Here is a 26,400-nt window from a genome sequence, read left to right on the forward strand (position 1 = left end):
GCCTAAAGAGAGTGTGAGAGCGCTCTCACACCCCCTTCAGGAGGTACGTCCATGCGCCCCCGCAGACACAGATCCGTCCTCAGATCGGCGGTGGCGGCCTTCGCCGCCACCGCCGTCGCCCTCCTCGGCGCCACGTCCTCACGGGCCGATGCGCCGCCCACGCCCACCGGCTGGACCCTCCAGTGGAGCGACGACTTCACCGGCGCGGCGAACACCCTCCCCTCCGCCGCCAACTGGCAGATCGACACCGGCTACAGCTACCCCGGCGGCCCCGGCAACTGGGGCACCGGCGAGATCCAGCGCTACACCGACTCCACGAGCAACCTCAGCCAGGACGGCAGCGGCAACCTCCGCATCACCCCGCTCCGCGACGGCTCGGGCAACTGGACGTCGGCCCGCATCGAGACCAGGCGCGCCGACTTCAAGGCCCCGGCCGGCGGGGTGCTGCGCATGGAGGGCCGGATCCAGATGCCGAACGTCACCGGCACCGCCGCCCTCGGCTACTGGCCCGCCTTCTGGGCGCTCGGCAGCCCGTACCGCGGCAACTACCAGAACTGGCCGGGCATCGGCGAGTTCGACATCATGGAGAACGTCAACGGGATCGACTCCGTGTGGGGCGTGCTGCACTGCGGCGTGAACCCCGGCGGCGCCTGCAACGAGAGCACCGGCCTCGGCGCCAGCCGCGCCTGCCCGGGGTCGAGCTGCCAGTCCGCGTTCCACACCTACCGCTTCGAATGGGACCGCTCGACCACCCCGAACCAGCTCCGCTGGTACGTGGACGGCCAGCAGTTCCACAGCATCAGCCAGAGCCAGGTCGACGCCACCACCTGGTCGAACATGACCGACCACGCGGGCTACTTCCTGCTCCTCAACGTGGCGATGGGCGGCGCGTTCCCGAACGGCGTCCACGGCTCGGCCACGCCCACCGCGGCCACCGTCCCCGGCCACCCCATGCTCGTCGACTACGTGGCGGTCTGGACCCGCGGCGGTGGCGGCACCGACCCCGGCACCGGCTCCGCCACGCTCTACCCGGGTACGGGCGGCGCCCTCGGCGCGGCCTCCTCGTCCGCGACCGCCACGACCCTGGCCCCGGCGGGCGGCGCCAACCACGACGGGACGCCGTACCAGCCGCAGACCTTCACCTCGTCCGGCATCACCCGGACGTACAGCGGCGGCTCGACGGCCTTCGACCTGTTCGTGGACGCGGGCACGACCGTCGCCAACGGGCAGCAGGTGAGGGTCAGTTACGACCTCACGGGTGACGGCAGCTGGGACCGCACCGAGACCTACCAGTACTTCGCCACCGATCCGGTGCCGGGCTACGAGCACTACACCCAGGCCCGCGGCCTCAAATCCGCCACCGGCTCGCTCGGCAACATGACGGGCGGCAAGGTCCGGGTCGAGGTGTGGAACGCCATCGGCAACGGCGCCAGCACCCTCGGCACCGGCAACCAGTCCTTCGTCCGCATCCCCTTCAACTAGTGCTATCGGGTTCGGGCTCGCCCAGCCGGGCGAGTTCGTCCCGTACCCGGTCCGCGTCCGGGTGGCCGAGGGCGTCGAAGCGGCTCAGCGCCGCGCACCAACTGATCCGCGCCCCGGCCAGGTCCCCGGCGGTCCGCTGGGCGTCACCGAGCCGGTGCAGCGACTCGGCCTCCCGTACCCGCTCGTCCAGGGTGCGGCGCAGCGCGACCGCGTGCCGGTAGCAGGTGATGGCCTGCTGGTGGTCGCCGAGGTGGTGGTGGGCGTACCCGAGGCTGTCCCAGGCGGCCGACTCCCCGCGCCCGTCGCCCGCCTCCCGCAGCAGGGCGAGCGCCTGGGCGCAGTGCACCAGGGTCTGCTGGAAGTCGCCCAGCCTGGCGTACGCCCAGCCCAGGTTGTTGAGGGCGTACGCCTCGCCCTTGCGGTGACCGGCCACCTGGTACAGCTCCAGCGAGCGCCGGGCGTGGTACAGCAGCTCCTCGTCCCGGCCCTGGCGCTCGGCCGTCATGTTGAGCGCGACATGGATGCGGGCCTGGCCGATGTGGTTGGCGACCTCGCCGTGCAGGTTGAGCGAGCGCAGCAGATGGCCGCGGGCCCGGTCGTACCGCCCCATCCGCAGATCGGCCAGGCCCATCCCGTGGCAGGCGTAGGCCTGCCCGGCCGGATCGGCGATGCGGTGAGCGGCGCCGAGCGCGATGCGGTGGACGGTGCGCTGGTCGTGCCAGTGACCGAGCTGGTCCAGGTACTCCATGAGCGACCAGGCCAGTTGCCAGGCGTGGGTCTCGAATGAGGCGTCCGCGGCCTGCTGGAGGGCCGCGATCAGCACCGGGTGCTCCAGGGTGAACCAGGTGAGCGCCTGGGCGTGTTCGTCGAACGTCTCGACGGTGACACCGGACCGCGCCGGGGCGACGGCGATCGGCTCCCGGTGCGGGGTGAAGGCACGCCCGGCGGCGACGGCGGAGTGCAGATAGTGGTCGAGCACCCGGTGCAGCGCGGACCGGCGGTCGTCCGCCGAGTCGTACTCCTGGGTCAGCTCCATGGCGTACGCGCGCAGCAGATCGTGGAACGCGTACCGGCCCGGGCTGCGCTCGGCGATCAGATGGGCCCGGGTGAGCCTGCCCAGCAGCCTGCGCGCCTGCGACAGGCCCACCCCGGCGAGGGAGGCCGCGGCGGGAGCGGCGATGTACGGGCCGGGGTGGACGGCGAGCAGCCGGAACAGCCGGGCGGTGTCGTCACCGAGGGTGTGGTACGACCACGAGAACACGGCCCGGACATCGGTGGTGGCGTCCCCGCCCTCGAACGCGTCCAGGCTGCCGCGGGCGTCGTGCAGCTCATCGGCGAGCGCGGCGATGCTGAAGCGGGGGTGGGTGGCGGCCCGGGCGGCCACGATCGCGAGCGCGAGGGGCAGCCCCGCGCACACCGTGACGACGTCCTCCACGGCCTGCGGTTCGGCGGCGGCACGCTCGGCGCCGATACGGCCGACGAGCAGCTCGCGCGCCTCGGCCCGGCCGAGCAGATCCAGCGGCAGCGGCCGGGCCTGTTCCGCGACGACCAGGCCGGTGAGTTCGTTACGGCTGGTCAGCACCACCAGACAGCCGGGCGAGCCGGGCAGCAGCGGGCGCACCTGCTCGGCGTCGCGGGCGTTGTCGAGCAGGATCAGCACCCGGCGGTCGGCCAGCAGGCTGCGGTAGAGCGCGGTCTGCGCCTCCACGGTGGCGGGGATGCGGTGCGCGGGCACCTGGAAGGCGTCGAGGAAGCCGCGGACCGCCTCGGCCACGGTCATCGCGGAGCCGGTGGGGCCGAAGCCGCGCAGGTTGACGTACAGCTGCCCGTCGGGGAAGCGGTCGCGGACCCGGTGCGCCCAGTGCACCGCGAGGGTGGTCTTGCCGAGGCCGCCGCTCCCCGCGATCACCCCGATCACGGCGGCGGTCGGCGACCGGCCGACGGTGGCGGCGCCGGTGCGCAGCAGGGCGTCCAGTCCGGCGAGTTCGCGCTCGCGTCCGCTGAAGTGGGCGACGTCGGGGGGCAGTTGCTGGGGGATGGCTCCGGGATAGGCGGCCATCCTGCCCGCCTCGGCGGCCTCCGCGGCGGTACGGGGCTCGGCCGGGTGCCCGGCGGCTCCCGCGGTCCCGGGCCCGGCCGCGTGCCCGGCCCCGGCGGCGTGCCCGGTGCCGGACGCGGGCCGGGATTCGGGCACGTGCCCGGCCTCGGACCCCGCGCCGTCCCCAGGCGCATGCCCAGCGCCGGACGCGTACCCGGCGCGCTCCCCGGGCGCATGCCAGTCCCCGGGACCGGGGCGGGACCCGGCGGCATCCCCTGCGCCGGACCCGGGCCGTGCCCCGGGGTCGTACCCGGCCCCGGGAGCGGTACGGGCCCCGGCCTCGCGCCCGGCCGCGGACCCCGCGCCGTCCCCAGGCGCATGCCCGGCCCCGGACGCGTACCCCGCCCCGGACCCGGCGCGGCCCTCGGGCACGGGCCCGGTCCTCCGCCCGGCCCTCGGCCCGGGCACGAGCCCGAATCCGCTGCGCGCCTCGAGCGCCTGGCGGTGGAGCCGTTGCAGCTCCTCCCCCGGTTCGATGCCCAGCTCCTCCGCGTACCGCTGCCGGGTGGCGCGGAACAGCGCGAGGGCGTCGGCCCGGCGCCCGGACCGGCACAGCGCCTCCATCAGCAGCGCCACCGAGCGCTCGCGCAGCGGGTGTTCGGCGACCAGCGCGGACAGCTGTGCGACGGCCTCGTGGTGGCGCCCGGCCCGTACGTCGAGCGCGGCGCACTCCTCCACCGCGGCCCGCCGCTCCTCCTCCAGACCGGCCCCGACGGTGTCGGACAGCCAGCCGCCCGCCACATCGGCGAGCGCGGGTCCGCGCCACAACTGGAGTGCGGCGCGCAGCAGTTCCGCGGCCCGGTCGTCGTGCTCGTTGCGGGCCTCGCGCACCAGGTCCCGGAACCTGTGCAGGTCGACGGCCGTGCGCGGGGTGGTGAGGCAGTAGCCCTTGGCGGAGGTGGTGAGTTCGGTGTCGGGCAGGGCGGCGAGGATGCGGCGCAGCTTGGAGATCTGGACCTGTACGGCGTTGCGCGCCGAGCCCGGCGGGTTCTCGCCCCAGATGGCCATGACCAGCCGGTCGACGGAGACCACCCGGCCCGGTTCCATCAGCAGCATCGCCAGAACGGAACGCTGCTGCGCGGCGGTCGGGCCCAGCAGCTGGTCGTCCCGCCATATCCCCACGGGCCCCAAGAGGCGTAACCCGGTCCCGTCCACGCGCTGCCCCCGTCGGTACCAGAGATTCATGTGACAATCCCGCAGCCTACCCACGGGGCCAGGTCAGCGAGGCATCAGCCGTACATCAGCGGCTCGTAGGACGCTGGCGTCATGACCACGGCCGGACACACTCGCCGCAGACCCCGGATAGGCGATCTCGTCTACGACATCGAGCGCGAGACCATCGGCCGCGTGGCGTATATCGACGCCGGTGGCAACATCGCGTGGATCAAGCCCCGGCACGGCGGCCCCGAATGGACCGCGCTCCCGGAACAGCTTCGTCCGGCGGCGGACGGAGAGGGCTGACCGGCCCTTCCCTGTGCCGGTGTCCCGTGTCCTGCCACGGGGGGAGGACGCGGGGCACCCCTACCCTGACAAAAAAACACGACCGCGGCCCTGCCCCGATTCAGGAGGGCAGGGCCGCGGGGGCATGAGGGGTCAGGCAGGCACGTGCTCCTTGGCCGTGTCACCGTCACGCTGCTCGGGGAGCGCCTTGGTGTCGGCGTCCTCGGAGTCGTCGGCGGCCGGGCCGTGGCCGCCGCCGTTCGCCGCGAAGGCCGCGGTGTCGAACGGGAGGCGTCCGGCGAGGACCTCCTTCATCCGGTCCTTGTCGATCTCCTTGGTCCAGGTGCCGACCAGGACGGTGGCGACCGCGTTGCCCGCGAAGTTGGTGAGGGCGCGGGCCTCGCTCATGAAGCGGTCGACGCCGACGACCAGGCCGACACCGCCGACCAGGTCGGGCCGGTGCGACTGGAGGCCGCCCGCGAGGGTGGCCATACCGGCGCCGGTGACACCGGCCGCGCCCTTGGAGGCGACGATCATGAACAGCAGCAGGGATATCTGCTCGCCGATCGCGAGCGGCTTGCCCATGGCGTCGGCGATGAACAGCGACGTCATGGTCAGGTAGATCGCGGTGCCGTCCAGGTTGAAGGAGTAGCCGGTCGGCACGGTGATGCCGACGACGGGACGGCTGACGCCCGCGTGCTCCATCTTGGCGATCAGCAGCGGCAGCGCCGACTCCGAGGAGGACGTCGACAGGATCAGCAGGAACTCCCGCGCCAGGTACTTCAGCAGCAGGAACAGGTTCACGCCGGCCACCAGGCGCAGGATCGTGCCGAGCACGAGGAACACGAAGAGGAAGCAGGTGGTGTAGAAGCCGATCATGATGACGGCGAGCGCCTTGAGCGCGTCCAGACCCGTCTCTCCGACCACCGCGGCGATCGCGCCGAAGGCGCCCACCGGGGCCAGCCACATGACCATCGACAGCAGCTTGAAGACGAGCTGCTGTATGTGGCCTATGCCGCGCAGCACCGGCTCACCGGACGTGCCCATGGCCTGGAGGCCGAAGCCCACGAGGAGGGCGACGAACAGGGTCTGGAGCACCTGCTCCGAGGTGAACGCGGAGAGCAAGGTGGTGGGGATGATGCTCAGCACGAACCCGGACAGGCCCTCGCTCGCAGCGCTGTCGACCTGGTCCTGACCGGCCTTCGCCACTTCCTGGCTGAAGTGCAGCCCGCTGCCGGGCTCCAGGATGTTGCCGACGATCAGGCCGATGCCGAGCGCGACGGTCGACATCACCATGAAGTAGCCGAGCGCGAGACCGCCGACCTTGCCGACCTTGGCGGCCTTCCGTACCGAGCCGACGCCGAGCACGATCGTGCAGAAGATGATCGGCGAGATCAGCATCTTGATCAGGTCCACGAAGCCCTCACCGATGGGCTTCAGCTCGACCGCCGTGTCGGGGGCGGCGAAGCCCACGGTGATCCCGAGCGCCACCGCGCCGATGACGGCGAGGTAGAGGTAGTGGATCTTTTCCTTCTTCGCCTTCGGCCGCTCCGGCTCGTTGCGTCCCGATGCGGGCGGCGTGATCTCCGCAGCCACGGTGCTGCCTCCTTCTCTTCGGCCGTCCAACTGTCCCGGCGCTGTACCGTGTGCGGCTCGCACACCGCCTTGAACGGTTCCGGCGACTATGCCCCAGGGCTGTGACGGGGGTCACCCTTCCGTTCATTTCGTTCACACAAAGATGCGTGTGCAGACTGATGGACATGCACATCCCCCACCCGCGGAGCCTGGCCGGGCAGCTCTTCGCGATGCAGGTCGTGCTGGTCGCCGCCCTGGTGACGGGATGCGCCGTCTTCGCGTACATCACCGACCGCGACCAGGCCACGGTCGCCGCGCGCAGCCAGGCCACGGCCGCCGCCGCTGCCGTCGCGGACTCCCCTTCGGTGGCCGACGCCGTACGGACCGACGACCCCAGTGCCCGGCTCCAGCCGTACGCGGAGAAGGTGCGCCGGGACACCGGCGTCACCTTCGTGACCATCATGAACCCGCGCGGTATCCGTTGGACACACCCCGATCCGGACAGGATCGGGGAGCGCTACCTCGGCCACATCGAGCCCGCGCTGCGGGGCCGGATCTTCCCCGAGACCTACACCGGCACCCTCGGCGCCTCGGTGCGGGTGATCGCCCCGGTGCGCGACGCGCGGGCCGGAGGCCGGATCACCGCGCTGGTCAGTGCCGGGATCACGGTGGAGACCATCAGCGCCCAGGTGCGGCGCCAGCTCCTCGCGCTGCTCGCCGTCGCGGCCGGTGCGCTCGCCGCCGGAGGTCTGTGCGCGTACGTCATCAACGCCCGGCTGCGCCGCCACACCCACGGTATGAACGCCACCGAGCTGAGCCGCATGCACGACTACCACGAGGCGGCGCTGCACGCGGTGCGCGAGGGACTGCTGATGCTGGACGGGCAGCGGCGGATCGCGCTCATCAACGACGGCGGCCGGGAACTCCTCGGGCTGCCCGAGGACGTGGTCGGGGCCTACGTCTCCGAGCTGGGCCTGCCCACCGCGCTCACCGGCGCCCTGCTGGCCGCCGAGCCGCGCGTGGACGAACTGCATCTGACCGCGGAACGGGTCGTGGTGGTCAACACCTCCCCGGTGAGCAGCGGCGAGCAGCGCGGCACGGTCGTCACGCTGCGCGACCACACCGAGCTCCAGGCGCTGTCCGGCGAGTTGGACTCGGTACGCGGCTTCGCCGAGGCGCTGCGCTCACAGGCCCACGAGGCGGCCAACCGGCTGCACGCCGTCGTCTCGCTGATCGAGCTGGGCCGGGAGGACGAGGCGGTCGAGTTCGCGACCGCGGAACTGGAGCTGGCCCAGGCGCTCACCGACCAGGTGGTGGCGGCCGTCGCCGAACCCGTGCTGGCCGCGCTGCTGCTGGGCAAGGCGGCCCAGGCCAGCGAGCGCGGCGTCGAACTCGTCCTCACCCCCGACAGCCGCATCGACGACGGTCTGCTGCCGCCCGGCCTCGCCGCCCGCGACCTGGTGACCATCGTCGGCAACCTGGTCGACAACGCGATCGACGCCGCCGCCGAAGGCGTCGGCAGCGGCGCCGCCCGCAGCGCCCGCGTCACGGTCGCCGTCCGTGCGGACGACGGCGAGCTGACCCTGCACATCGCGGACACCGGCGCGGGTCTTGACCCGGCGGCGACCGAGGACGCGTTCCGCCGCGGCTGGTCCACCAAGTCGTCGGGCCGCGGCCTGGGGCTGGCCCTGGTCCAGCAGGCCGTACGGCGCAACGCGGGCACCGTGGACGTGGCCGGGGCGCCCGGCTCGGGCGCCGAGTTCACCGTCCGGCTGCCGCTCGCCACCGCGGCCCCCACCTCATGAGCACCCGGGCCGGGCGGGCACCGATGACCACGTCCGACGGATTCACAGGGCCGTAACCCTGGCCACTCTTCATTACGCTCCGTAAATTAGGCCCCCGAGCTTTTTGCCCGGCCCCCGGCATGCCCCGCCGCACCCCGCCCTGTCCCCGAGAGGAAACCCGACCATGAGCCCGCCGCAGGCGAACTCGGCGACCCCGACCCCGGAGCCGATCCGGGTGCTCGTCGTCGAGGACGACCCCGTCGCGGCGGACGCGCACCGGATGTACGTCGAGCGCGTCCCCGGATTCGCCGTCGTCGGCACCGCGCGCACCGGCGGTGACGCCCAGCGGCTGCTGGAGCGCACCCCCACCGACCTGGTCCTGCTCGACCTCTACCTCCCCGACGGGCACGGCCTCCAGCTGGTGCGGGCGCTGCGCGCGGCCGGGCACGGGGCGGACGTCATCGCCGTCACCTCGGCCCGGGACCTCGCCGTGGTCCGGGACGGGGTCTCACTCGGGGTCGTCCAGTACGTACTGAAGCCGTTCACCTTCTCCACCCTCCGCGACCGGCTCCAGCGGTACGCCGAGTTCCGGTCGACCGCGGGCGAGGCCAGCGGGCAGGACGAGGTGGACCGGGCGCTGGCCGCCCTGCGCGCACCGCAGCCCGCGTCGATGCCCAAGGGGCTCACCCAGGCCACCCTCCAGGCGGTCACCGAGGCGCTGCGCGCCGCCGAGGGCGGCATCTCGGCGGCGGCGACGGCGGAGGCGGTCGGGATCTCCCGGATCACCGCGCGCCGCTATCTGGAACACCTGGTGGAGGCGGGCCGCGCCGACCGTGCGCCGCATTACGGGGCGATAGGCCGCCCGGAGCTGGTCTACCGCTGGCTCAGCGAGCACTGACCGCCTGCCTGGGCGGGCACTGAGCGCCTGCCTCGGCGAGCATGGGGCAATCCTGCGGAGCGACCATTAGGAAAGTTTCCTATCCGGGCGTCTTGTCGCGGTCATGGCGACTCGCTAGCGTTCAGCCGCACCCCTCCCCTCACCCCCCAGGAGGACGCCCGTCATGCATCACAGACGCACCCTGGCCGCGGCCACCGGGCTGGTCGCCCTGCTCACCACGGGCGCGGCCACCACCGCCCAGGCCACCCCCTCGCCCCACGCCACGGCGGCCGCGGCCATCGGCCAGACCGGCCCGTACCTCTACCTCGGCTGGGGCAGTCCGCCCAAGGCCACGGACGTGATGTCGGCGACCCGGACGACGCAGTTCACGATGGCGTTCATGCTCTCCGACGGCGGCTGCACCCCCAAGTGGGACGGCTCCCGCGCCCTCACCGGCGGCACCGACCAGTCGACCATCAACGCCATCCGCGCGGCCGGTGGCGACGTCACCGTCTCCTTCGGCGGCTGGAGCGGCAACAAGCTCGGCGAGAAGTGCTCGTCCGCTTCCGCGCTCGCCACCGCGTATCAGAAGGTCATCGACGCGTACCGGCTCAAGGCGATCGACATCGACATCGAATCGACCGAGTTCGAGAACGCGACGGTCCGGCAGCGGGTGATCGACGCGCTGAAGACGGTCAAGCAGAAGAACAGCGGCATCAAGGTCTACGTCACCTTCGGCACCACCACGACCGGGCCCGACGCCAACGGCACGGACCTGGTCAAGCGCGGCGCCAGGGCCGGGCTCGACGTGGACGGCTGGACGGTCATGCCGTTCGACTTCGGACAGGGCTCCGTCGACATGGCGGCGGCCACCAGGACGGCGGTCGACGGACTCAAGAACACCGTCGCGAGCGCCTACGGCCTCTCCTCCGACGCCGCCTACCGCAAGGTCGGCTTCTCCTCGATGAACGGGAAGACGGACGTCGCGGGCGAGACGGTGACCCTGGCGAACTTCAACTCCATGATCTCGTACGCCAAGAGCCACCACCTGGCCCGGGTCAGCTTCTGGTCCCTCAACCGCGACCGCAAGTGCGGCTCCGGCACGGACGCGGACGCGTGCAGCGGCATCAACCAGGGGACGTACGACTTCACGAAGGCGCTCGCGGGCTACACGGGCTGAACTTCCCTCCACTGAACCCGCTTTCGAGCGCCCGGTACGCCAACCACACCCCGCTACACGGGGATTGACCTTGCGTTGAAGGCGACCTTACGGTCGGCCCGCAGGCCATAGAGGCCGGCAAGGAGGTCGTGCCGTGCGCCCCACACCCGCCACACTGATCCTCACCGCCGCCACCCTCGTCGCCACCGCCGGGCTCACCGCCTGCGGTGGCGGCTCGGGCAGTGATCCGGACACCGTCAAGGTCGCGTACAACCGCAGCACCGACAACAAGATCCGCTTCAAGGACAACCACCTCGCCGCGGTGAAGAAGCAGTTCGAGAAGGCGAACCCCGGCAAGAAGGTCAAGCTGATCCCGATCCAGGCGCAGGACAACGACTACGCCACCAAGGTCCAGCAGATGATGCGGTCCCCGAAGACCGCCCCCGACCTGGTCTACGAGGACACCTTCCGGATCAACGCGGACATCAAGGCGGGCTATCTGCGGCCGCTGGACGACTACCTGGCCAAGTGGAAGAGCTGGGACCAGTTCGTCGACACGGCGAAGACGGCGGCCAAGGCCGAGGACGGCAAGACGTACGGCGTCCCGGACGGCACCGACACCCGCGGGCTGTGGTTCAACAAGGAGATCTTCGCGAAGGCCGGGCTGCCCGCCGACTGGGCGCCGAAGAACTGGGACGACATCCTGGAGGCCGCCCGCACCGTCAAGAAGAAGGTCCCCGGCGTCACCCCGCTCAACGTGTACACCGGCAAGGCCCCGGGCGAGACGTCCGTCATGCAGGGCTTCGAGATGCTGCTGTACGGGACGGGCGCGGCGGGCGACGAGCCGCTCTACGACCCGAAGACGAAGAAGTGGGTCACCGGCGGCCAGGGCTTCCGGGACTCGCTGGCGTTCCTGAAGACCGTGTACGGCGAGAAGCTCGGCCCGGACATCTCCGACGCCCTCGACCCCAACGTCGGCACCACCGTCTTCAGCGAATGGCTCCCCGAAGGCAAGCTCGCCATCGCCCTCGACGGCTCCTGGCTCGGCCAGAACTGGCTGAAGACCGGCGGCAAGCCATGGCCCGAGTGGTCGAAGACCCTCGGCCAGGCCCCGATGCCCACCGAGCATGGCCAGGCACCCGGCAAGGTCAGCATGTCCGGCGGCTGGGCCTGGGCGATCAGCGCGAAGTCCAAGAACCCCGACCTGGCCTGGAAGTTCATCGAACAGTTCCAGACCAAGGAGAACGCGGTCCGGTGGGACATCGTCAACGCCCAGATCGCCGTCCGGAAGGACGTCGCGCAGGACCCGGAATACCTCTCCTCCATGCCCGGTATCCGCTTCTTCACCGGCCTGGTGAAGTACACCCACTACCGCCCGGCGCTCCCCGTCTACCCGCAGGTGTCCTCGGCCATCGGCGAGGCCATGGAGGCGGCGACCGCGGGTGACTCCTCGCCGGGCGCCGCCGCGAAGCGTTACGACGAGCAGCTGAAGTCCGTCACCGACGGCGCCGTGGGCGGATGACCACCGCGCCCGCCGTCCCGGTCCGCGGGGGGCGTCGCCGCCGCCCCCCGCGCTGGCTCCCGCTCGCCCCGGCCACCGTCCTGCTGCTGCTCTTCCTCGGCGGGCCCATCGCGTACTGCTGCTACATCGCCTTCACCAACATGCAGCTGACCGGCACCTCCACCACGGAGTTCACCGGCCTCGCCAACTTCCGCCGCGCGTTCGGGGACGACGACTTCCGCAACGCGGTCGTCCTCACCCTCGTCTTCACGGTCGTCTCCTCCCTCCTCGGCCAGAACACCCTGGGCCTGGCCCTGGCCGCCCTGATGCGGCGCGCGTCCAAGCCGGTGCGCACGCTGATCGGGGCGATCGTGGTCGCGGCCTGGGTCGTCCCCGAGATCGTCGCGGGCTTCCTGCTGTACGCCTTCTTCCGCCGCGAGGGCACGCTCAACGCGCTGCTGGACGGGCTGGGCCTGCCGTCCCAGAACTGGCTGTACACCCTGCCCATCCTCGCCGTGTCGTTCGCCAACGTCTGGCGCGGCACGGCCTTCTCGATGCTCGTGTACTCCGCCGCCCTGTCGGAGATCCCCCAGGAGATCACCGAGGCGGCGGAGGTCGACGGCGCGGGCGGTCTCCGCCGCTTCTGGCACGTCACCCTGCCGATGATCCGCCGCTCCATCGGCACCAATCTGATGCTCAACACCTTGCAGACGCTGTCAGTGTTCGGCCTCATCTGGGCCATGACCCGCGGCGGCCCCGGCAACCGCAGCCAGACGCTGCCGGTGTTCATGTACGACCAGGCGTTCAACAAATCCCTGATCGGCTACGGCACGGCGGTGGCGCTGTTGTTGCTGCTGGTGGGGGCGGCGTTCTCGGTGGTGTATCTGCGGCTGATGCGCGAGGAGGTCTGAGCCCGCTGTCGGTGGTGGCGGGGCCCTCCGTCCGTACGCCCGAGCCGGACCCGGGGGCCGCGAGCGCGGCCCCCGTCAGCACCGCCGAGATCAGCAGGGTGCACACCGCCGCCGTGGCGGTCTTCGACGGCCTCTTCGACGGCATCGCGTCAGCCCGCCTGTTGTTCCGCGGGCATCTGCCCGGCCCGTACCCGGGTTCGCGCATCTGTGGTCACACTCTCAACTGGCCGCCGGGGGCGGGTGAGTTCCGGTGACGCGCGTCACAGCGCGGATCCAGCGGCCCGGAATCAGCGGGCCCGGCTCGCGATCCGGTCGAGCCACTCGCGCAGGAGGGCGCTTTCGGACGCGGTCAGGGCGTCGGTCCGCGGCAGCGCGGCGCGGAGCGTGACGGCGGCCGCGGCGGGCCCGGGTTCGGGAGCGGCGGGGGCGTCGGTGGTGATCGCCGCGAGGACCGCCTCGCGGGCGGTGTGCGACAGCTCCGGGTCGCGGCGCTCCTCGGGCGTGGCGATGAGCGCGAGCGTCGTACCGGATCCGGCGGCGTGCACGAGGGCCGCGGCCCGGTCCTCGGGGACGCGCAGCCTGCCCGCCTCCGCGATGCGCCGGATGTGCCCGGCGAGCACGTCGAAGGCGTCGAGGGCCGCGGGCGACGACGACCCGGGGCGCTGCTGGCCGTACATCAGCAGGTACAGCTCCGGGTTGGCCAGGCCGAGGCCGACGTGGAGATCCCATCCGGCGCGGAGGTCCGCGACCGGGTCGTCGGTGGGCTCCGCGGCGGTCTTGTCGGCCAGGTAGGCCGCGAAGCCATGGGCGACGACGGCGTCGAGCAGACCCTGCTTGTCGCCGAAGAGCCGGTAGATGGTCGGCGGCTGCACCCCGGCCGCGGCGCTCACCGCCCGGGTCGACACCGCGTCGGTCCCGCCTTCGGCCAGCAGTCGGGCGGCCGCCGCGACGATGCGCTCCCGGTTTCCGTCCGCGGTGGTGACGTCGTCGTTCTCCATGTTTCCAACGATAACAGTTTCGCGTTATCGCTTATCTGTTTCCGATGATACGCTCCATCCGTTATCACTGGAAACATCGGATCAGGGAGAGCCTCATGATCATCGTCACCGGAGCCAACGGCAGGTACGGCCGCGCGGTCGCCGAGCGGCTGCTGGAACGCGTCCCCGCCGAGGAGCTCGGCGTCAGCGTGCGCGACGTAGAGAAGGCGCGCGACCTCGGCGCCCGGGGCGTACGCGTCCGCCGCGGCGACTTCGCCGACCCGTCGAGTCTCGCCCACGCCTTCGAGGGCGCCTCACAGGTCCTGATCGTCTCCACGGATGCCACCGGCGAGACGGCCCTGCGCGCGCACCGCACGGCCGTCGACGCCGCGGCGGCGGCCGGAGCGGGCCGCATCGTCTACACCAGCCACATGGGCGCGCACCCCGCCTCCCCCTTCGCCCCGATGCCCGACCACGCCGCCACCGAGGCCGCGCTGCGCGCGTCCGGCGTCCCCTTCACCGCGCTGCGCAACGGGTTCTACGCCTCCTCGGCCGTGATGCTGCTCGGCGCCGCGCTCGACACGGGCGAACTGATCGCGCCCGAGGACGGGCCGGTCGCCTGGACCGACCACGCCGACCTCGCCGACGCGGCGGCGCTCGCCCTCACCACGGGCGGCGACGACCTCGACGGGCAGACCCCCGCCCTCACCGGTCCCGAGGCGATCGACCTGGCCGGTATCGCGGCGCTCGCCACGCGGCTGACGGGCCGCCCGGTCCGCAGGGTCGTCGTCTCCGACGCCGAATACCGCGCACACCTGCTGGACCACGGCCTGCCGGAGGCTCGGGCCGACCTGCTCGTCGGCCTGTTCGCGGCGAGCCGCCGGGGCGACTTCGCCCCGGCGGACCCCACGCTCGCCCGCCTGCTCGGACGGCCCACGGTGACGCTGGCGGACGTGCTGAAGGCGAGCCTCGGCCGCACCCTGGCCACCGGCTGACGCCCCGGCCGGAAAATCAAACCCGAAGCGCGCGGCACGGACATAGGATCTGCGCCATGGCGACGCGGCTGGTGCAGATTGCGATGAAGGCCCGGGACGACTCGGCGCTCGGCCGGTTCTGGGCGGAGGCGCTCGACTGGGGTATGTCCAGCGAGGGGCCCGGCGTGACCAATCTGGAGCCCAAAGGCCTCGCCTATCCCGACCCCAGCGCCGTCTACATCGACATTCTTGCCGTCCCGGACCCCAAGACGGTGAAGAACCGGGTGCACGTCGACCTCGCCACCACCTCCGCGGCCCATCAGGCGGACCTGGTCGCGCGCCTCCAGGCGCTCGGCGCGACGCCCGCCGACGTGGGCCAGGGCGACGTCCCGTGGACGGTCCTCGCCGACCCGGAGGGCAACGAGTTCTGCGTGCTGGAGCCCCGGGAGATCTACCGGGACACCGGGCCGATGGCCGCGGTGGTGGTCGACTGCGCGGATCCGCGGGCCATGGCCCGGTTCTGGGGCGAGGCGATGGACTGGACCGTGCACGAGGTGACCGACGATCAGGCGGTGATGCGCTCCGCCGAGGGGCTCGGCCCGTATCTCGAGTTCCTCCGCACACCCGACGCCCCGAAGGCCGGGTTGAACCGCATCCATCTCGACCTCCGGCCGTACCCCGGTGACGATCAGGCGGCGGAAGTGGACCGGCTGCGCGCCCTCGGCGCCACCGACCTCGACATCGGCCAGGGCGACGTGCGGTGGACGGTCCTCGCCGACCCGGAGGGCAACGAGTTCTGCGTCCTCACCCCGCTCTGACGCCCTGCGGCGGCCCGTCCGCGATCAGTCCGGGAAGACGGGAGTCCCGTCCTCGTCGATGTACGGATGGACGGGAGGCTCGACGCCCAGGGCGTCCCAGAGCGCGTAGGCCGCCGCGTACTTCACGTCGCCGGGCCCGGTGTCCACGAGGTAGTCCATGATCTCGGTGACGGTGACGCGGAGCGGCGGCCCCGGGGCGGCGAGCCGCTCCACGGCGTACCGGACCCCGTCGACCGCCTCCTGACGAAGGCCGCCGTCGTTGGCGTACGGCAGGGCGTCCGGCCCGTAGGCGGTCCGAAGCCAGCCGTACGGATCGTCCCCGATCTCGACGGTCGTCTCCCCCGCCGCCGGTACGACCCGTACGGTCACCCGCGCGAAACGGTGCCACCGGGCGGTGTGGCGCCGGAGCCAGTGGGATCCCTCCGAGGGTTGGACGCGCAGGTCCCGTACGTACCAGTCGAGCCGTGTCCCGTCCTGGCCGCGCGTGTGTCCACTGGGCGTGAACCCCGCCCGCCGGGCGACCGCGGCGGACGCGGCGTTCTCCGGCTCCACCCGGATCACCGCCTCCTTCCCGCCCTCTTGTGCCGCGTAGCGGGTGGCCAGGAGGACGGCGCGGGTGGCCAGGCCGCGGCCCCGCCAGGACGGGTAGAGGCCGTACGCGATGTTCACCTGGCCGGGGGCCAGACCCTCGGCGGTGAACCGCAGGTCGATCGTCCCCGCGAGTGCCGCGTCTGCGTTTGTGTGGATGCCGAAGGCGCGGAGCGGACCGGCCGTGTCCCACTGTTCCCGGCAGTGCCGGAAGTACGTCGCGATGCCCTGGAGCGTGCTGCGACCGCCGCTGAGCCAGCGCACCAGCGCCTCGTCCTCCCCCGCGAGGTGCGCCTCCGCGTCCTCCAGGTGCAGCGGGGACAGCGTGACGACCCCGTCGGACAGCTTCACTTCCTGCATCCGGCGATTCTTGACGCCTGCGCGGCGTCGCGCCATCGGATTCCGCGGGACGGGACCGGTCCCGGCGCGCTCGCGGTACACCCGGTTTGTCGCTGCATGAGCGATTCACTCAACCGGAAGGACGTCAGACATGCGCGCTCGCAAGACTCTCCTCGGAGCCCTCGCCGCAACCGGGCTCACCGGAGCCCTGCTCACCACCGTGACTCCGGCGCAGGCCGCCGAAGGCTGCAACACCAACAACGCCCGGACGGTCGCGTCCGCCTCGACCCACTCCCGCGGCATCGAGCTGCGGTACAACGGCACCTGCGCCTGGGGCCGGATCTTCGGCTCCCCCGGCGACCTGGTGTGGGTCGACCGCAGCTTCGACCGCGGCCGGACCTGGACGCAGCTCAGCGTCACCAAAATCAACACGGGCGGCAGCAACCACACCGACGCGTTCAACAACAAGGGCAACCTGATGCGGGCCTGCGGCAAGGCAAGCAACTATCCGGATGTCGCCTGCACCAGGTGGTGGTGACCTCTGCGTATGGCCCGTGGCATCTGCCAGAGCAGACGCCACGGGCCTCTGGCGCGCTCACCCGGCACCGACTCACCGGTTGGCCGTGAAGAGTTCGCCTACAAGGACCTGATCGGCCAGGTGCGGCGGTCCTAGGTTCTTCTCCGTGACCAGTCGGCGTTGCCCAATTAGCCATCCATCGACCTTCTTTGATGAAGGAGTAGCTGTGGAACGTCGCGTCTTCCTGCGCGGAGCAGTCATCGGAGCGTCCGCCGCCGCCTTCGGCGGCACCCTCATGCGCGGCGCCGCCTACGCGGCCCCGGCCCAGAAGGGCCCGGGCCCGTACGGTGCCCTGCTCGCCGCCGACGCCAACGGCATCGCGCTGCCCAGCGGCTTCACCAGCCGGGTGATCGCCCGGTCCGGCCAGACGGTGCCGGGCACCTCGTACGCCTGGCACAGCGCCCCCGACGGCGGCGCCTGCTTCGCCGACGGCACGGGCTGGATCTACGTCTCCAACTCGGAGATCAACCCCAGTGGAGGCGCGAGCGCCGTCAAGTTCAACGCCTCGGGCACCATCACCGGCGCCTACCGCATCCTGTCCAACACCCGGCAGAACTGCGCGGGCGGCGCGACCCCGTGGAACACCTGGCTGTCCTGCGAGGAGGTGTCCCTCGGCTACGTCTACGAGACCGACCCGTGGGGCGGTGACGCCGCCGTCCGCCGGGACGCCATGGGCAAGTTCAAGCACGAGGCGGCCGCCGCCGACCCGGTGCGCCGGGTGATCTACCTGACCGAGGACGAGACGGACGGCTGCTTCTACCGGTTCATCCCGACCACCTGGGGCAACCTGTCCTCCGGCCAACTCCAGGTGCTGGTCGCAGGCACCGCCACCTCCGGGTCGTATCGCTGGGCGAACGTGCCCGACCCCGACGGCTCGCCCACCGCCACCCGCGACCAGGTCTCGGCCGCCAAGATCTTCAACGGCGGCGAGGGCTGCCACTACGCCAACGACACCGTCTGGTTCACCACCAAGGGCGACAACCGCGTCTGGCAGCTCAACCTGGCCAACGGCACCTACGAACTCGCCTACGACGACAGCCTGGTCAACCCCGGCCCCGCCCCGCTGACCGGCGTCGACAACGTCACCGGCTCCTCCTCCGGCGACCTGTTCATCGCCGAGGACGGCGGCAACATGGAGATCTGCATCATCACCCCGGACGACATCGTCGCGCCGTTCCTGCGCATCTCCGGCCAGTCGGGCTCGGAGATCACCGGCCCGGCCTTCTCCCCCGACGGCAAGCGGCTGTACTTCTCCAGCCAGCGCGGTACGACGGGCAGCTCCTCGGGTGGCATCACCTACGAGGTCACCGGGCCGTTCCGCGCCACGGCCTGATCCTGATGCGGTGATGGTTGGGCGGCGCGGCGGTGCCGCCCAACCATTCGCTCACGCCCGAGGTGCCGCCTCGATCCGTCCGGCGGCGACGGCGCCCCGGAAGTCCGCCCAGGCGGCGGGGGTGAGGCAGAGTATCGGCCCGCCGGGGCTCTTGGAGTCACGTATCGCCACGGCGCCGGGCATGTTGGTGGCCACCTCAACGCACTCACGATCAGCAGTGCTGAAGCTGGACTTGCGGTACATCAACCTGGCCACCGCTCACCCCTCCCGCGCAACCGCGCTCTGGAAGTCCGCCCATGCGGCAGGCGTGAAACGGAGTATCGGCCCGTCCGGGTTCTTGGAGTCGCGTATCGCCACGGCGCCGGGCACGTTCGTAGCCACCTCAACGCACTCCTGCGTTCCGTTGCTGTAGCTCGACTTGTGGAAATCGAAGGTCGTCATGAGCTCACGGTTTCTTGATCAGCGCCCCGATGAAAGTTCGGGACTCGGCCTCGGAGAGGGCAATCCTCGCAGTCTCGTCGAACAGTTTTGCGTGTTGCGCGGCACCATCGCCACCCTCCACCCACATTTCGGAGAACGGCAGCTCCATGTAGACCACGTCCATGGCTCCAGGTGCTGCGAACGAGAGGACGTTGTAAGAGCCTGTCAGACCCGCGACAAGTCCGGCGCTGAACGGGAGTACCTGGATGGCGATATTCGGCCGCTCTCCCCAGTCAAGGAGGCTCAACAACTGCTCCCGCGCCACCTCAGGCTCGGCCCCGGGAATGCGTAGCGCCGCCTCCGGAATGACCGCCCAGAGGGAGAGTGGCGACTCGCCCGAGAGTCTGCGCTGCCGCGCAGCTCTGGAGGCGGCGAACTCCTCCGTCCGGTCCGGGTGCTCTTCCGGAACGGTCACACGACGCAAGGAGCGCGCGTAGCCGACGGTCTGGAGCAGGCCCGGGATAAACGAAACCTGCCACGCCTTGATCGCGGTAGCGGCACTCTCCAGCGGAACGTACTCCCTCATGGTTCCGGTGAGCGCGGCGTCATTCCACCAGCCCTTGGCCTTGCGGCGTTCGCGGTCGATGCGCGCCAGCTCCAAGAGCCCGCCGGTGGTCGCGGGGTCGTTGGTGCCGTACAACGTGCACAAGGCGCGGATATCCGGGTCGCGGATCGGTACCCAGCCGCCCTCCATCTTGGCGACCTTGCCCGTCGAAGCGCTGAGCGCCTTCGCCGCTTGCGTCTGCGTCAAGCCCGCTGCGGTCCGGAGCCTCATCAGCTCGCCGCCCAACCTCCGCCCCAAGACGCTTGACGTGCTGTTCGCTTGGGTGGACTGACCCTCTGTCACCAGACACCTCTCCTCAGTGAGATGCCGCCAGTCTGATGCGCGAGGGCGCACCCTCGCAACCGAGATCGGTTGAATTTTCCTCAGTTGAGTTGAACTGATCACCGCCACGGGGCTACCTTCCGTGATGAACCGCTCGCACAGGGGCACCAGTTGGCGGATCCGCTCCGCCCTGCCCGCACGGAGGTACGCGATGCCGATCGCACCCCAAGACCCCGTCGTCCACGAGGACCGCATCGACTACGTCCCGACGCCGATAAACGTGACCCGCGCCCGGCAGCACGCCGCGCGGATGGTCGCGGAGTGGGGCCACCCCGCCCTCGCCGACGACGCCGCGCTCATCGTCTCCGAGCTGGCGGGCAACGCCGTACGGCATGGCCACGTTCCCGGGCGACTGTTCCGCGTCCACCTCACCCTCACCAAGACCAGCCTGCGCATCGCCGTTGCCGACCCCAGGGGCGAACGCCTGCCCCGGCCCCGGCAGCCGTCCCCGGACGACCGGCACGGCCGTGGCCTGCTCATCGTCCGCGCGCTCGCCGACCGCTGGGGCGTACGCGAGCGCACCGTCGGCAAGGAAATCTGGGCCGAGCTGGATCTGACCAGCTCGCGCGCTACCGGCCGATGCTCGGACGAGCCGTAACGAGGCGAATGGATTCCGGAGAGCGACGAGGGGGCGCCGGGCTCCACCACGGTTCCGTGTATGCGGGCGGGGCGCGCGCGAAGGGGAATGCCGGGCATCACGCACCCCCACAACGCTCCTGGTGCCACCGATGGTTCGAGACGGCATGTCTGGTGTGGTGGCGCGCGGGGGATACGTCGGGTGAACTGATTCGGCGGGCCGCCCACCCTCCTCGGAGTCGGCGGCCCGCCGCGTGCCGGTGGTGCATGACCCCGTGGCCGCCCCATGGGTCCCCTCCGGGGAGGTTCCGGCCTCGGCCGACGCTGCTCAGCGTTGCCGACCGCAGGCCACACGGCCCCCGCCCGTACCCTTGAAGGGGGCTTTCACATGAACGCCATCGCACCACCGTTCTCACTGCCCGCGCTGCCGGCACCGGCCGCCCTCACAGCGGTCGCGAGCACACCGCGGCCCACAGTCACGGCATCACTGGCAGCCCAGACGACCATCCCCGTCGGAAGCAGCCCGATCTTTGTGGCGGTGGCACCGAACGGGCGCGCCTACGTCACCAACGAGGGCTCGAGCGATGTGTCGGTCATCGACACCGCCACCAACACCCTCATCGCCACCGTCCCCGTCGTGTACTTCCCACGCGGAGTGGCGGTCGCGCCCAACGGGCGCGCCTACGTCGCCAACTTCGGCGCGAATGTCGTGTCGGTCATCGACACGACCAGCAACACCGTCATCACCACCATCCCCGTCGGACTCTCCCCGTTCCAGGTGGCGGTCGCGCCCAACGGACACGTCTACGTCACCAACCGCGACTCGGGCACCGTCTCGGTCATCGACACCACCACCAACACCGTCATCACCACCATCCCCGTCGGAACCTATATGCGGGGGATCGCGGTCGCGCCCAACGGGCGTGCCTACGTCGCCAATCAGCTCACCAACGATGTGTCGGTCATCGACACCGCCACCAACACCGTCTTCGGCTCACCCATCCCGGTCGGGAACTCCCCGGCCGGGGTGGCGGTGGCGCCCAACGGACGCGCCTACGTCGCCAACCGCGGCTCGGGCACCGTCTCGGTCATCGACACCACCACCAACACCGTCATCACCACCATCCCCGTCGGAGGCGATCCGCGCGAGGTGGCGTTCACACCGAACGGCCACGCCTTCGTCACCAACGACGTATTGAACATCGTGTCGGTCATCGATACGGCCACCAACACCGTCATCACCACGATCCCCGTCGGAAACGGCCCGGTCGGGGTGGCGGTCGCGCCCAACGGGAGCGTCTACGTCGTCAACAGCCTGGAGAACAACGTCGGTGTGCTCGCGCCGCCCACGCTCACCGGTATCAGCCCGGTGCAGGGCAGCGCCGCCGGCGGCACACAGGTCACCATCACCGGCACGGATCTCTTCGGTGCCACGGTCACCATCGGCGGTCAGCCCGCCACCAACCTCTTCTACAACCTCGCCGGCACCGCCCTCATCGCCACCACCCCGCCCGGCACACCCGGCCTCGCCACCGTCACCGTCACCAACCAGATCGGCAGCGCCAGCCTGCCCGGCGGCTACACCTACGTCGCCGCCGCCACCACCCTCACCGCCACCCCGGCCGTCATCCGGCTCAACCTGACCACCGGGCAGTTCTACATCCCCACCCTCAGCGCCACCCTGACCGACCAGGTCTCCGGCGCCCCCATCCCCAGCCAGACCATCACCTTCACCGCCAACCCCGTCACCGGCCCCGTCACCCTCGGCACCGCCACCACCGACGTGGGCGGCACCGCCACCCTCACCAACACCACCGTGCTCCCCACCCTCATCACCGCCAACCACTACACCGCCACCTTCACCGGCTCCCCCGGCCACCCCGCCGCCACCACCACCGCCCCCCTCGTCTACAACCCCATCTGAGACTCCGGCACGGCGGGCCCGCCGTGGCTTCATCCCAGGACGCCGCCAGCGGGGTGACCGACGGGGGTAACCCTGCTGCGTCTCGGGGGTGTCACACCCGGCTGCTTGAATCCTCCGCATGGAACCGAACGCCACGCTCACCGCCCTGCGCGACTTCTGCGCCGAACGTCTCGGCGCGGACCTCGCGGACCGCTTCGTCCGCCTCGCCCGGCCGGGGTTCGCGCTTACCGAGGCCGGGCCGGGTGAGGCCGCCGGGCACAGCCGGTTCGGTGGGCGGGCCATGCTCGAACCGGGCACGGCCTGGCCGACCTGCGACGGCTTTCCGCTGAGCCTGCTCGCCGTCCTCGACACCGACGCCCTGGCGCCTTGGCTGGACGGCGTGCTCCCGGCCGGGACGGGCCTGCTCAACTTCTTCTCCCTCGACAGCGACTCCGAGGACGCCGACCCGGCCGCCATGGAGCTGTCGCTGACGTACGACTTCATGGACCCGCAGGTGGGGCGGGTGATCGCGGCGCGCGCCACGCGCGCCGTCGAGACGGCCCCGCCCGCCCGGGCGAGCGTTTTCGACCCGGTGCCGTGGGCGGCGTCGCCCGGGTTCGCCTTCCCCGACACCTATGACCCCGCCTGGAAGACCCTCGACCCGGGGCCCGACGCCGACGACATGGCCCGGGCCATGCCCGACACCTCCATCCACGGCCTGTTGACCGACTGGTCGGAGCGGCCGGGCGCCCTGGACTCCGAGGACATCGCCTTCGGCCGACCGGAATTCCCGACGGGAAGCTCCCCGATGCTGCCGGACGACGACGACCCGAACCTCTACCACCACCTGCTCCAGCTGTCCGGGCAGGGCGAGTGGTACCTCGGCGGCGACGGCGGCTGGATGCACTGGTCGATCCCCACCGAGGCACTGCGGGCCGGAGACTTCACCCGGGCGATCCCGACCCCGGACATCTGGTGAACGGACCCCGCCACGGCAAAGGGCGTTCGCATCGCACAGGCTCAGGGCACCTGGAGCGGCTCTGTCCGGGCCGGTTCAGGGGCGCAGTGGGCGCGGCGGTAGGCCAGTGGGGACAGGCCGAGGTGGGAATGGAAGTGCTTGCGGAGCGCGACGGGGTCCCCGAAGCCGCAGGCGGTGGCGATCCGCGCGACGGTCAGGTCGCTGGACTCCAGTAGGCGGCGTGCCTGGGTCAGTCGGCTGTGCAGCAGCCATTGGAGGGGGCTGGTGCCCACCTCGGCGCGGAACCGCCGGGTGAAGGTGCGTTCGCTCATATGGGCATGGCGGGCCATCTCCCGCAGCGTGACCGGTTCGGCCAGTCGGCCCAGTGCCCACTGACGGGTGGCCGAGGTGGAACGGTCGGCATCCTTCGGCACCGGGTGCTCGATGAACTGTGCCTGGCCGCCCTCGCGCCAGGGAGCCACCACGCATCGTCGCGCCGCGGAGGTGGCCACGGCCGCGCCGTGGTCCCTGCGGACCAGGTGGACGAACAGGTCGATCCCGGCCGCCCCGCCCGCAGCTGTCAGGATGCGTCCGTTGTCGACGAACAACACGTCCGGATCGACCTCGATGTCGGGGAACAGCCGGGTGAACTGGCCGCACAGCGCCCAATGGGTGGTGGCCCGCAGTCCGTTCAGCAGCCCGGCCGCCGCGAGCAGGAATGACGAGGTGCACAGGCTGACGATGCGGGTCTCGGGCCCGATCCGGGCGAAGGCCGCGGCGACGGGGGCGGGCAGCTCGCCGGTGGCCAGGAGATGTTCGTCGGGCTCCTGGGTGGCGATCACCACGGTGTCCGCACCCTCCAGGAGCGACTCGTCGTCGTCGACGACGATCCGGAAGCCCTCGTTCGTGCGGACCGGCCGGCCGCCGAGCGAGCAGGTCGTCACGGAGTAGAGCCGTGCCCCGGTCGGGTCGAGGGCCTCGTTGAGCACCCGGGCCGCGATGCCCAGGTCCATCGGCATGACCCCGTCGAGGGCGAGAACGGCAACACGATGCGGCATGGCCGGAATGGTACGACAGGTGGCTGTCCGGCCACTCACGGCGTCTCCGTGCGTCAGCGAGGCTGAATCGTGCCTGGGCTCCTGGCCCGGACCGAAGAACACGCGAAGCGGATATGAGCGAGGACATATGAGCGAGCAGACGATGCGCGCCGTCACCATCAAGGAGTTCGGTGGACCGGAGGTGCTGACCACCGACCGGGTCGCGCGCCCCGAGCCGCTGCCGACCGAGGTGCTGGTGCGCGTGCACGCCGCCGGAATCAACCCGGTGGACTGGAAGACCCGTGCGGGCCACGGTATGGCCGGGCTACAGACGCTGCCGCTGATCCTCGGCTGGGACGTCTCCGGCATCGTCGAGGAGGTCGGCTTCGGTGTCACGACGCTCGCACCCGGCGACGAGGTCTACGCCATGCCGTGGTTCCCGCGCCCGGCCGGCGGGTACGCCGAGTTCGTCACGGCACCGTCCCGCCAGTTCGCCCGTAAGCCCGCCTCGCTCTCGCACGCAGAGGCCGCGGCGCTGCCGCTCGCGGCGCTCACGGCCTGGCAGGCCCTGGTCGACACGGCGCGCGTCACCGGCGGGCAGCGGGTGCTGGTGCACGCCGCGGCCGGTGGTGTGGGGCACTTGGCGGTGCAGTTCGCCAAGCACCTCGGCGCCGAGGTGATCGCGACCGCCCGCGAGCCCCGGCACTCCTGGCTGAAGGAACTGGGCGCGGACGAGACGATCGACTACACCCGACAGCGGTTCGAGGAGGCCACCGGGACGGTCGATGTCGTCATCGACCTGATGGGCGCCGCGGATGACACCGACGTGCGATCGGTGTCGGTGACCCGGCCCGGCGGCCTGATCATCTCCATCCCGGGCGGTGTCTCGGACGGCCTGGCCGCCGCGGCCGGACAGGCGGGTGTGCGCACCAGCCCGCTGCTGGTCGAGCCGGACGCCGCCGCCCTGACGGCCATCGGCGGCCTGGTCGACTCCGGCGCGGTCCGGGTCGAGGTCGAACGCGGCTTCGCCCTGGAACAGGCCGCCGAAGCACACCGGCTGGGCGAGACCAACCACACCCGCGGCAAGCTCGTGCTGGAGGTGGCGCAGTGACGTCGACGACCGCGCTCGTGGTCGGGGGCACCGGGGCCATGGGTACCCGGGTCGTCCGCGCCCTCGCCGCACGGACCGGCACCGTCGTGCGGGTGCTGACGCGGAACCCGTCCTCGGACCGGGCCCGTGCCCTGGTCGAGAACACCCCCGGTGACGTTCGGCCGGTCCGCGGTGACCTGGACGACGAACCGTCCCTGAAGGCCGCCTTCCAAGGTGTCGACCAGGTCTTCTGCAACACCGACTTCTTCGCCACCGCCAGCCCTCAGCAGGAGTACGCACAGGGGCTGCGGGCCCTGCGCGCGGCACAGCAGGCCGGGGTGGACCGGTTCGTCTGGTCGTCCTTGGACTACGCCGCCGTCCTCACCGACGGGCGTATCCCGGTCCCGCACTACGACGCGAAGGCCGCGGTGGAGGCCCACATCGCGCTCCAGCGCTCCGAAGAGGCCATGCGGCAGGAGACCGACGGCTGGTATGCGCGGCACGTCGCCGTCCTGGTGACCGCACCATACTTCGAGAACCTGTACGGCATGGCGCCGCAGCGGACCCGGCTGCCCGACGGGCGTGAGGGCCTCGTGTTCGCCCTGCCGCTCGGCGAGGCCGGTCGCTGGCCCCTGATCGCGCTGGACGACATCGCCTTCTTCGCCCGCCATCAGCTCGACCACTGGGACGACTGGGGCGGCCGGACCCTGCGCATCGCCGCCGACGCCCTCACCGGTGACCAGATCGCGGCGGTGTTCGAGAGGACGACCGGTGTGCCGAGCGTCTACCGGGCGGTGGACCTCGACGAGTTCAGCCGGTCCCTACCGGGGATCGGCCACGACCTGGCCGCGATGTTCGCCTTCTTCCAGGACCGCGACCTCCTCTCCCGGGACCGGGACCTTCAGGCCCTGCGCGCCCTGCACCCCGAACTCGCCACCTTCGGCGACTGGTTGACCATCACCGGATGGGATGGGGGCCGCCGAGCGGTAGGGGGATAACCCCCGGTGATCCGGCGGGCTGGCCGGATCCCCTTGTGA

Annotated in this window: 25 protein-coding genes; 17 read left to right on the plus strand and 8 right to left on the minus strand. The window is 71.5% G+C overall.

Features of this window, described 5'->3' with window-relative positions; translation table 11 throughout:
- Window positions 1-51 precede the first annotated feature (51 nt).
- Complete coding sequence (locus tag LCH29_RS21750; protein ID WP_446463410.1) at window positions 52-1,482, plus strand: glycoside hydrolase family 16 protein; 1,431 nt, start codon at window positions 52-54, stop codon at window positions 1,480-1,482.
- Here the strand turns inward: LCH29_RS21750 and LCH29_RS21755 are convergent.
- Complete coding sequence (locus LCH29_RS21755) at window positions 1,475-4,702, minus strand: AfsR/SARP family transcriptional regulator (protein WP_446463411.1); 3,228 nt, start codon at window positions 4,700-4,702, stop codon at window positions 1,475-1,477. The two genes, LCH29_RS21750 and LCH29_RS21755, sit on opposite strands and share 8 nt — an antisense overlap.
- A gap of 144 nt (window positions 4,703-4,846) precedes the next feature.
- Here LCH29_RS21755 and LCH29_RS21760 point away from each other — a divergent pair, with 144 nt between their 5' ends.
- Window positions 4,847-5,041, plus strand: a complete 195-nt coding sequence (locus tag LCH29_RS21760; protein ID WP_179936868.1) for a hypothetical protein — start codon at window positions 4,847-4,849, stop codon at window positions 5,039-5,041.
- Between the two features lie 132 nt (window positions 5,042-5,173).
- Here LCH29_RS21760 and LCH29_RS21765 read toward each other — a convergent pair whose 3' ends face one another.
- On the minus strand, window positions 5,174-6,616 hold the full coding sequence (locus LCH29_RS21765) for a cation:dicarboxylate symporter family transporter (RefSeq protein WP_446463412.1): 1,443 nt from the start codon (window positions 6,614-6,616) through the stop codon (window positions 5,174-5,176).
- 164 nt (window positions 6,617-6,780) lie between these two features.
- Here LCH29_RS21765 and LCH29_RS21770 point away from each other — a divergent pair, with 164 nt between their 5' ends.
- From LCH29_RS21770 to LCH29_RS21795, 6 genes are all read left to right on the plus strand, one after another.
- Entirely contained in the window at window positions 6,781-8,400 is a 1,620-nt protein-coding gene (locus tag LCH29_RS21770) for a sensor histidine kinase (RefSeq protein ID WP_446463413.1), read from the plus strand.
- Between the two features lie 163 nt (window positions 8,401-8,563).
- Window positions 8,564-9,277, plus strand: a complete 714-nt coding sequence (locus LCH29_RS21775; RefSeq protein ID WP_446463414.1) for a response regulator — start codon at window positions 8,564-8,566, stop codon at window positions 9,275-9,277.
- A gap of 163 nt (window positions 9,278-9,440) precedes the next feature.
- Window positions 9,441-10,436 carry a chitinase gene (locus LCH29_RS21780; RefSeq protein WP_446463415.1) on the plus strand — a complete coding sequence of 332 codons (996 nt, stop codon included), beginning with the start codon at window positions 9,441-9,443 and terminating at the stop codon, window positions 10,434-10,436.
- Between the two features lie 133 nt (window positions 10,437-10,569).
- Window positions 10,570-11,937: an ABC transporter substrate-binding protein gene (locus LCH29_RS21785; RefSeq protein ID WP_446463416.1), complete on the plus strand. Its 1,368-nt coding sequence runs from the start codon at window positions 10,570-10,572 to the stop codon at window positions 11,935-11,937.
- Complete coding sequence (locus LCH29_RS21790; protein ID WP_446463417.1) at window positions 11,934-12,827, plus strand: carbohydrate ABC transporter permease; 894 nt, start codon at window positions 11,934-11,936, stop codon at window positions 12,825-12,827. The genes LCH29_RS21785 and LCH29_RS21790 overlap by 4 nt, the downstream gene beginning before the upstream one ends.
- 14 nt (window positions 12,828-12,841) lie before the next feature.
- Window positions 12,842-13,081, plus strand: a complete 240-nt coding sequence (locus tag LCH29_RS21795; RefSeq protein ID WP_446463418.1) for a hypothetical protein — start codon at window positions 12,842-12,844, stop codon at window positions 13,079-13,081.
- 33 nt (window positions 13,082-13,114) lie between these two features.
- On the opposite strand, the gene LCH29_RS21800 is transcribed toward LCH29_RS21795, so the two are convergent.
- Window positions 13,115-13,825, minus strand: a complete 711-nt coding sequence (locus LCH29_RS21800) for a TetR/AcrR family transcriptional regulator (protein WP_446463419.1) — start codon at window positions 13,823-13,825, stop codon at window positions 13,115-13,117.
- A gap of 95 nt (window positions 13,826-13,920) precedes the next feature.
- Between LCH29_RS21800 and LCH29_RS21805 the strand changes: the two genes are divergently transcribed.
- Window positions 13,921-14,799: an NAD(P)H-binding protein gene (locus LCH29_RS21805; RefSeq protein ID WP_446463420.1), complete on the plus strand. Its 879-nt coding sequence runs from the start codon at window positions 13,921-13,923 to the stop codon at window positions 14,797-14,799.
- Between the two features lie 56 nt (window positions 14,800-14,855).
- On the plus strand, window positions 14,856-15,596 hold the full coding sequence (locus LCH29_RS21810) for a VOC family protein (RefSeq protein ID WP_446463421.1): 741 nt from the start codon (window positions 14,856-14,858) through the stop codon (window positions 15,594-15,596).
- A gap of 24 nt (window positions 15,597-15,620) precedes the next feature.
- Here the strand turns inward: LCH29_RS21810 and LCH29_RS21815 are convergent, their stop codons facing one another.
- On the minus strand, window positions 15,621-16,544 hold the full coding sequence (locus LCH29_RS21815) for a GNAT family N-acetyltransferase (RefSeq protein ID WP_446463422.1): 924 nt from the start codon (window positions 16,542-16,544) through the stop codon (window positions 15,621-15,623).
- A gap of 130 nt (window positions 16,545-16,674) precedes the next feature.
- On the opposite strand from LCH29_RS21815, the gene LCH29_RS21820 reads away from it, so the two are divergent.
- Both LCH29_RS21820 and LCH29_RS21825 read left to right on the plus strand, forming a co-directional pair.
- The gene (locus LCH29_RS21820; protein WP_446463423.1) at window positions 16,675-17,061 is read left to right on the plus strand and encodes a glycosyl hydrolase; all 387 of its coding nucleotides are present in this window, start codon (window positions 16,675-16,677) and stop codon (window positions 17,059-17,061) included.
- A gap of 205 nt (window positions 17,062-17,266) precedes the next feature.
- Window positions 17,267-18,433 (plus strand): alkaline phosphatase PhoX, encoded by a 1,167-nt coding sequence (locus tag LCH29_RS21825; protein WP_446463424.1) that lies wholly within the window; start codon window positions 17,267-17,269, stop codon window positions 18,431-18,433.
- Between the two features lie 51 nt (window positions 18,434-18,484).
- Here LCH29_RS21825 and LCH29_RS21830 read toward each other — a convergent pair whose 3' ends face one another.
- Genes LCH29_RS21830 through LCH29_RS21840 form a run of 3 tightly spaced genes read right to left on the minus strand, consistent with a single transcriptional unit; the run spans window position 18,485 to window position 19,811 of the window.
- Window positions 18,485-18,688: a DUF397 domain-containing protein gene (locus LCH29_RS21830; RefSeq protein WP_446463425.1), complete on the minus strand. Its 204-nt coding sequence runs from the start codon at window positions 18,686-18,688 to the stop codon at window positions 18,485-18,487.
- A gap of 3 nt (window positions 18,689-18,691) precedes the next feature.
- Entirely contained in the window at window positions 18,692-18,874 is a 183-nt protein-coding gene (locus LCH29_RS21835) for a DUF397 domain-containing protein (RefSeq protein WP_446463426.1), read from the minus strand.
- Between the two features lie 4 nt (window positions 18,875-18,878).
- Window positions 18,879-19,811, minus strand: a complete 933-nt coding sequence (locus LCH29_RS21840) for a helix-turn-helix domain-containing protein (RefSeq protein WP_446463448.1) — start codon at window positions 19,809-19,811, stop codon at window positions 18,879-18,881.
- Between the two features lie 139 nt (window positions 19,812-19,950).
- On the opposite strand from LCH29_RS21840, the gene LCH29_RS21845 reads away from it, so the two are divergent.
- The 3 genes from LCH29_RS21845 (at window position 19,951) to LCH29_RS21855 (ending at window position 23,257) form a co-directional block, all read left to right on the plus strand.
- Window positions 19,951-20,397 carry an ATP-binding protein gene (locus tag LCH29_RS21845; RefSeq protein ID WP_446463427.1) on the plus strand — a complete coding sequence of 149 codons (447 nt, stop codon included), beginning with the start codon at window positions 19,951-19,953 and terminating at the stop codon, window positions 20,395-20,397.
- A gap of 516 nt (window positions 20,398-20,913) precedes the next feature.
- The gene (locus tag LCH29_RS21850) at window positions 20,914-22,299 is read left to right on the plus strand and encodes an IPT/TIG domain-containing protein (protein ID WP_446463428.1); all 1,386 of its coding nucleotides are present in this window, start codon (window positions 20,914-20,916) and stop codon (window positions 22,297-22,299) included.
- Between the two features lie 118 nt (window positions 22,300-22,417).
- Window positions 22,418-23,257, plus strand: coding sequence for a DUF1963 domain-containing protein (locus LCH29_RS21855; RefSeq protein ID WP_446463429.1), 840 nt, complete (start codon window positions 22,418-22,420; stop codon window positions 23,255-23,257).
- Between the two features lie 41 nt (window positions 23,258-23,298).
- Here LCH29_RS21855 and LCH29_RS21860 read toward each other — a convergent pair whose 3' ends face one another.
- Entirely contained in the window at window positions 23,299-24,294 is a 996-nt protein-coding gene (locus tag LCH29_RS21860; RefSeq protein ID WP_446463430.1) for a GlxA family transcriptional regulator, read from the minus strand.
- A gap of 127 nt (window positions 24,295-24,421) precedes the next feature.
- Here LCH29_RS21860 and LCH29_RS21865 point away from each other — a divergent pair, with 127 nt between their 5' ends.
- Entirely contained in the window at window positions 24,422-25,384 is a 963-nt protein-coding gene (locus LCH29_RS21865) for an NADP-dependent oxidoreductase (protein WP_446463431.1), read from the plus strand.
- The gene (locus tag LCH29_RS21870) at window positions 25,381-26,361 is read left to right on the plus strand and encodes an NmrA/HSCARG family protein (RefSeq protein ID WP_446463432.1); all 981 of its coding nucleotides are present in this window, start codon (window positions 25,381-25,383) and stop codon (window positions 26,359-26,361) included. The genes LCH29_RS21865 and LCH29_RS21870 overlap by 4 nt, the downstream gene beginning before the upstream one ends.
- Window positions 26,362-26,400: the final 39 nt, after the last annotated feature.

It is taken from the genome of Streptomyces sp. BRA346 (assembly GCF_052851135.1).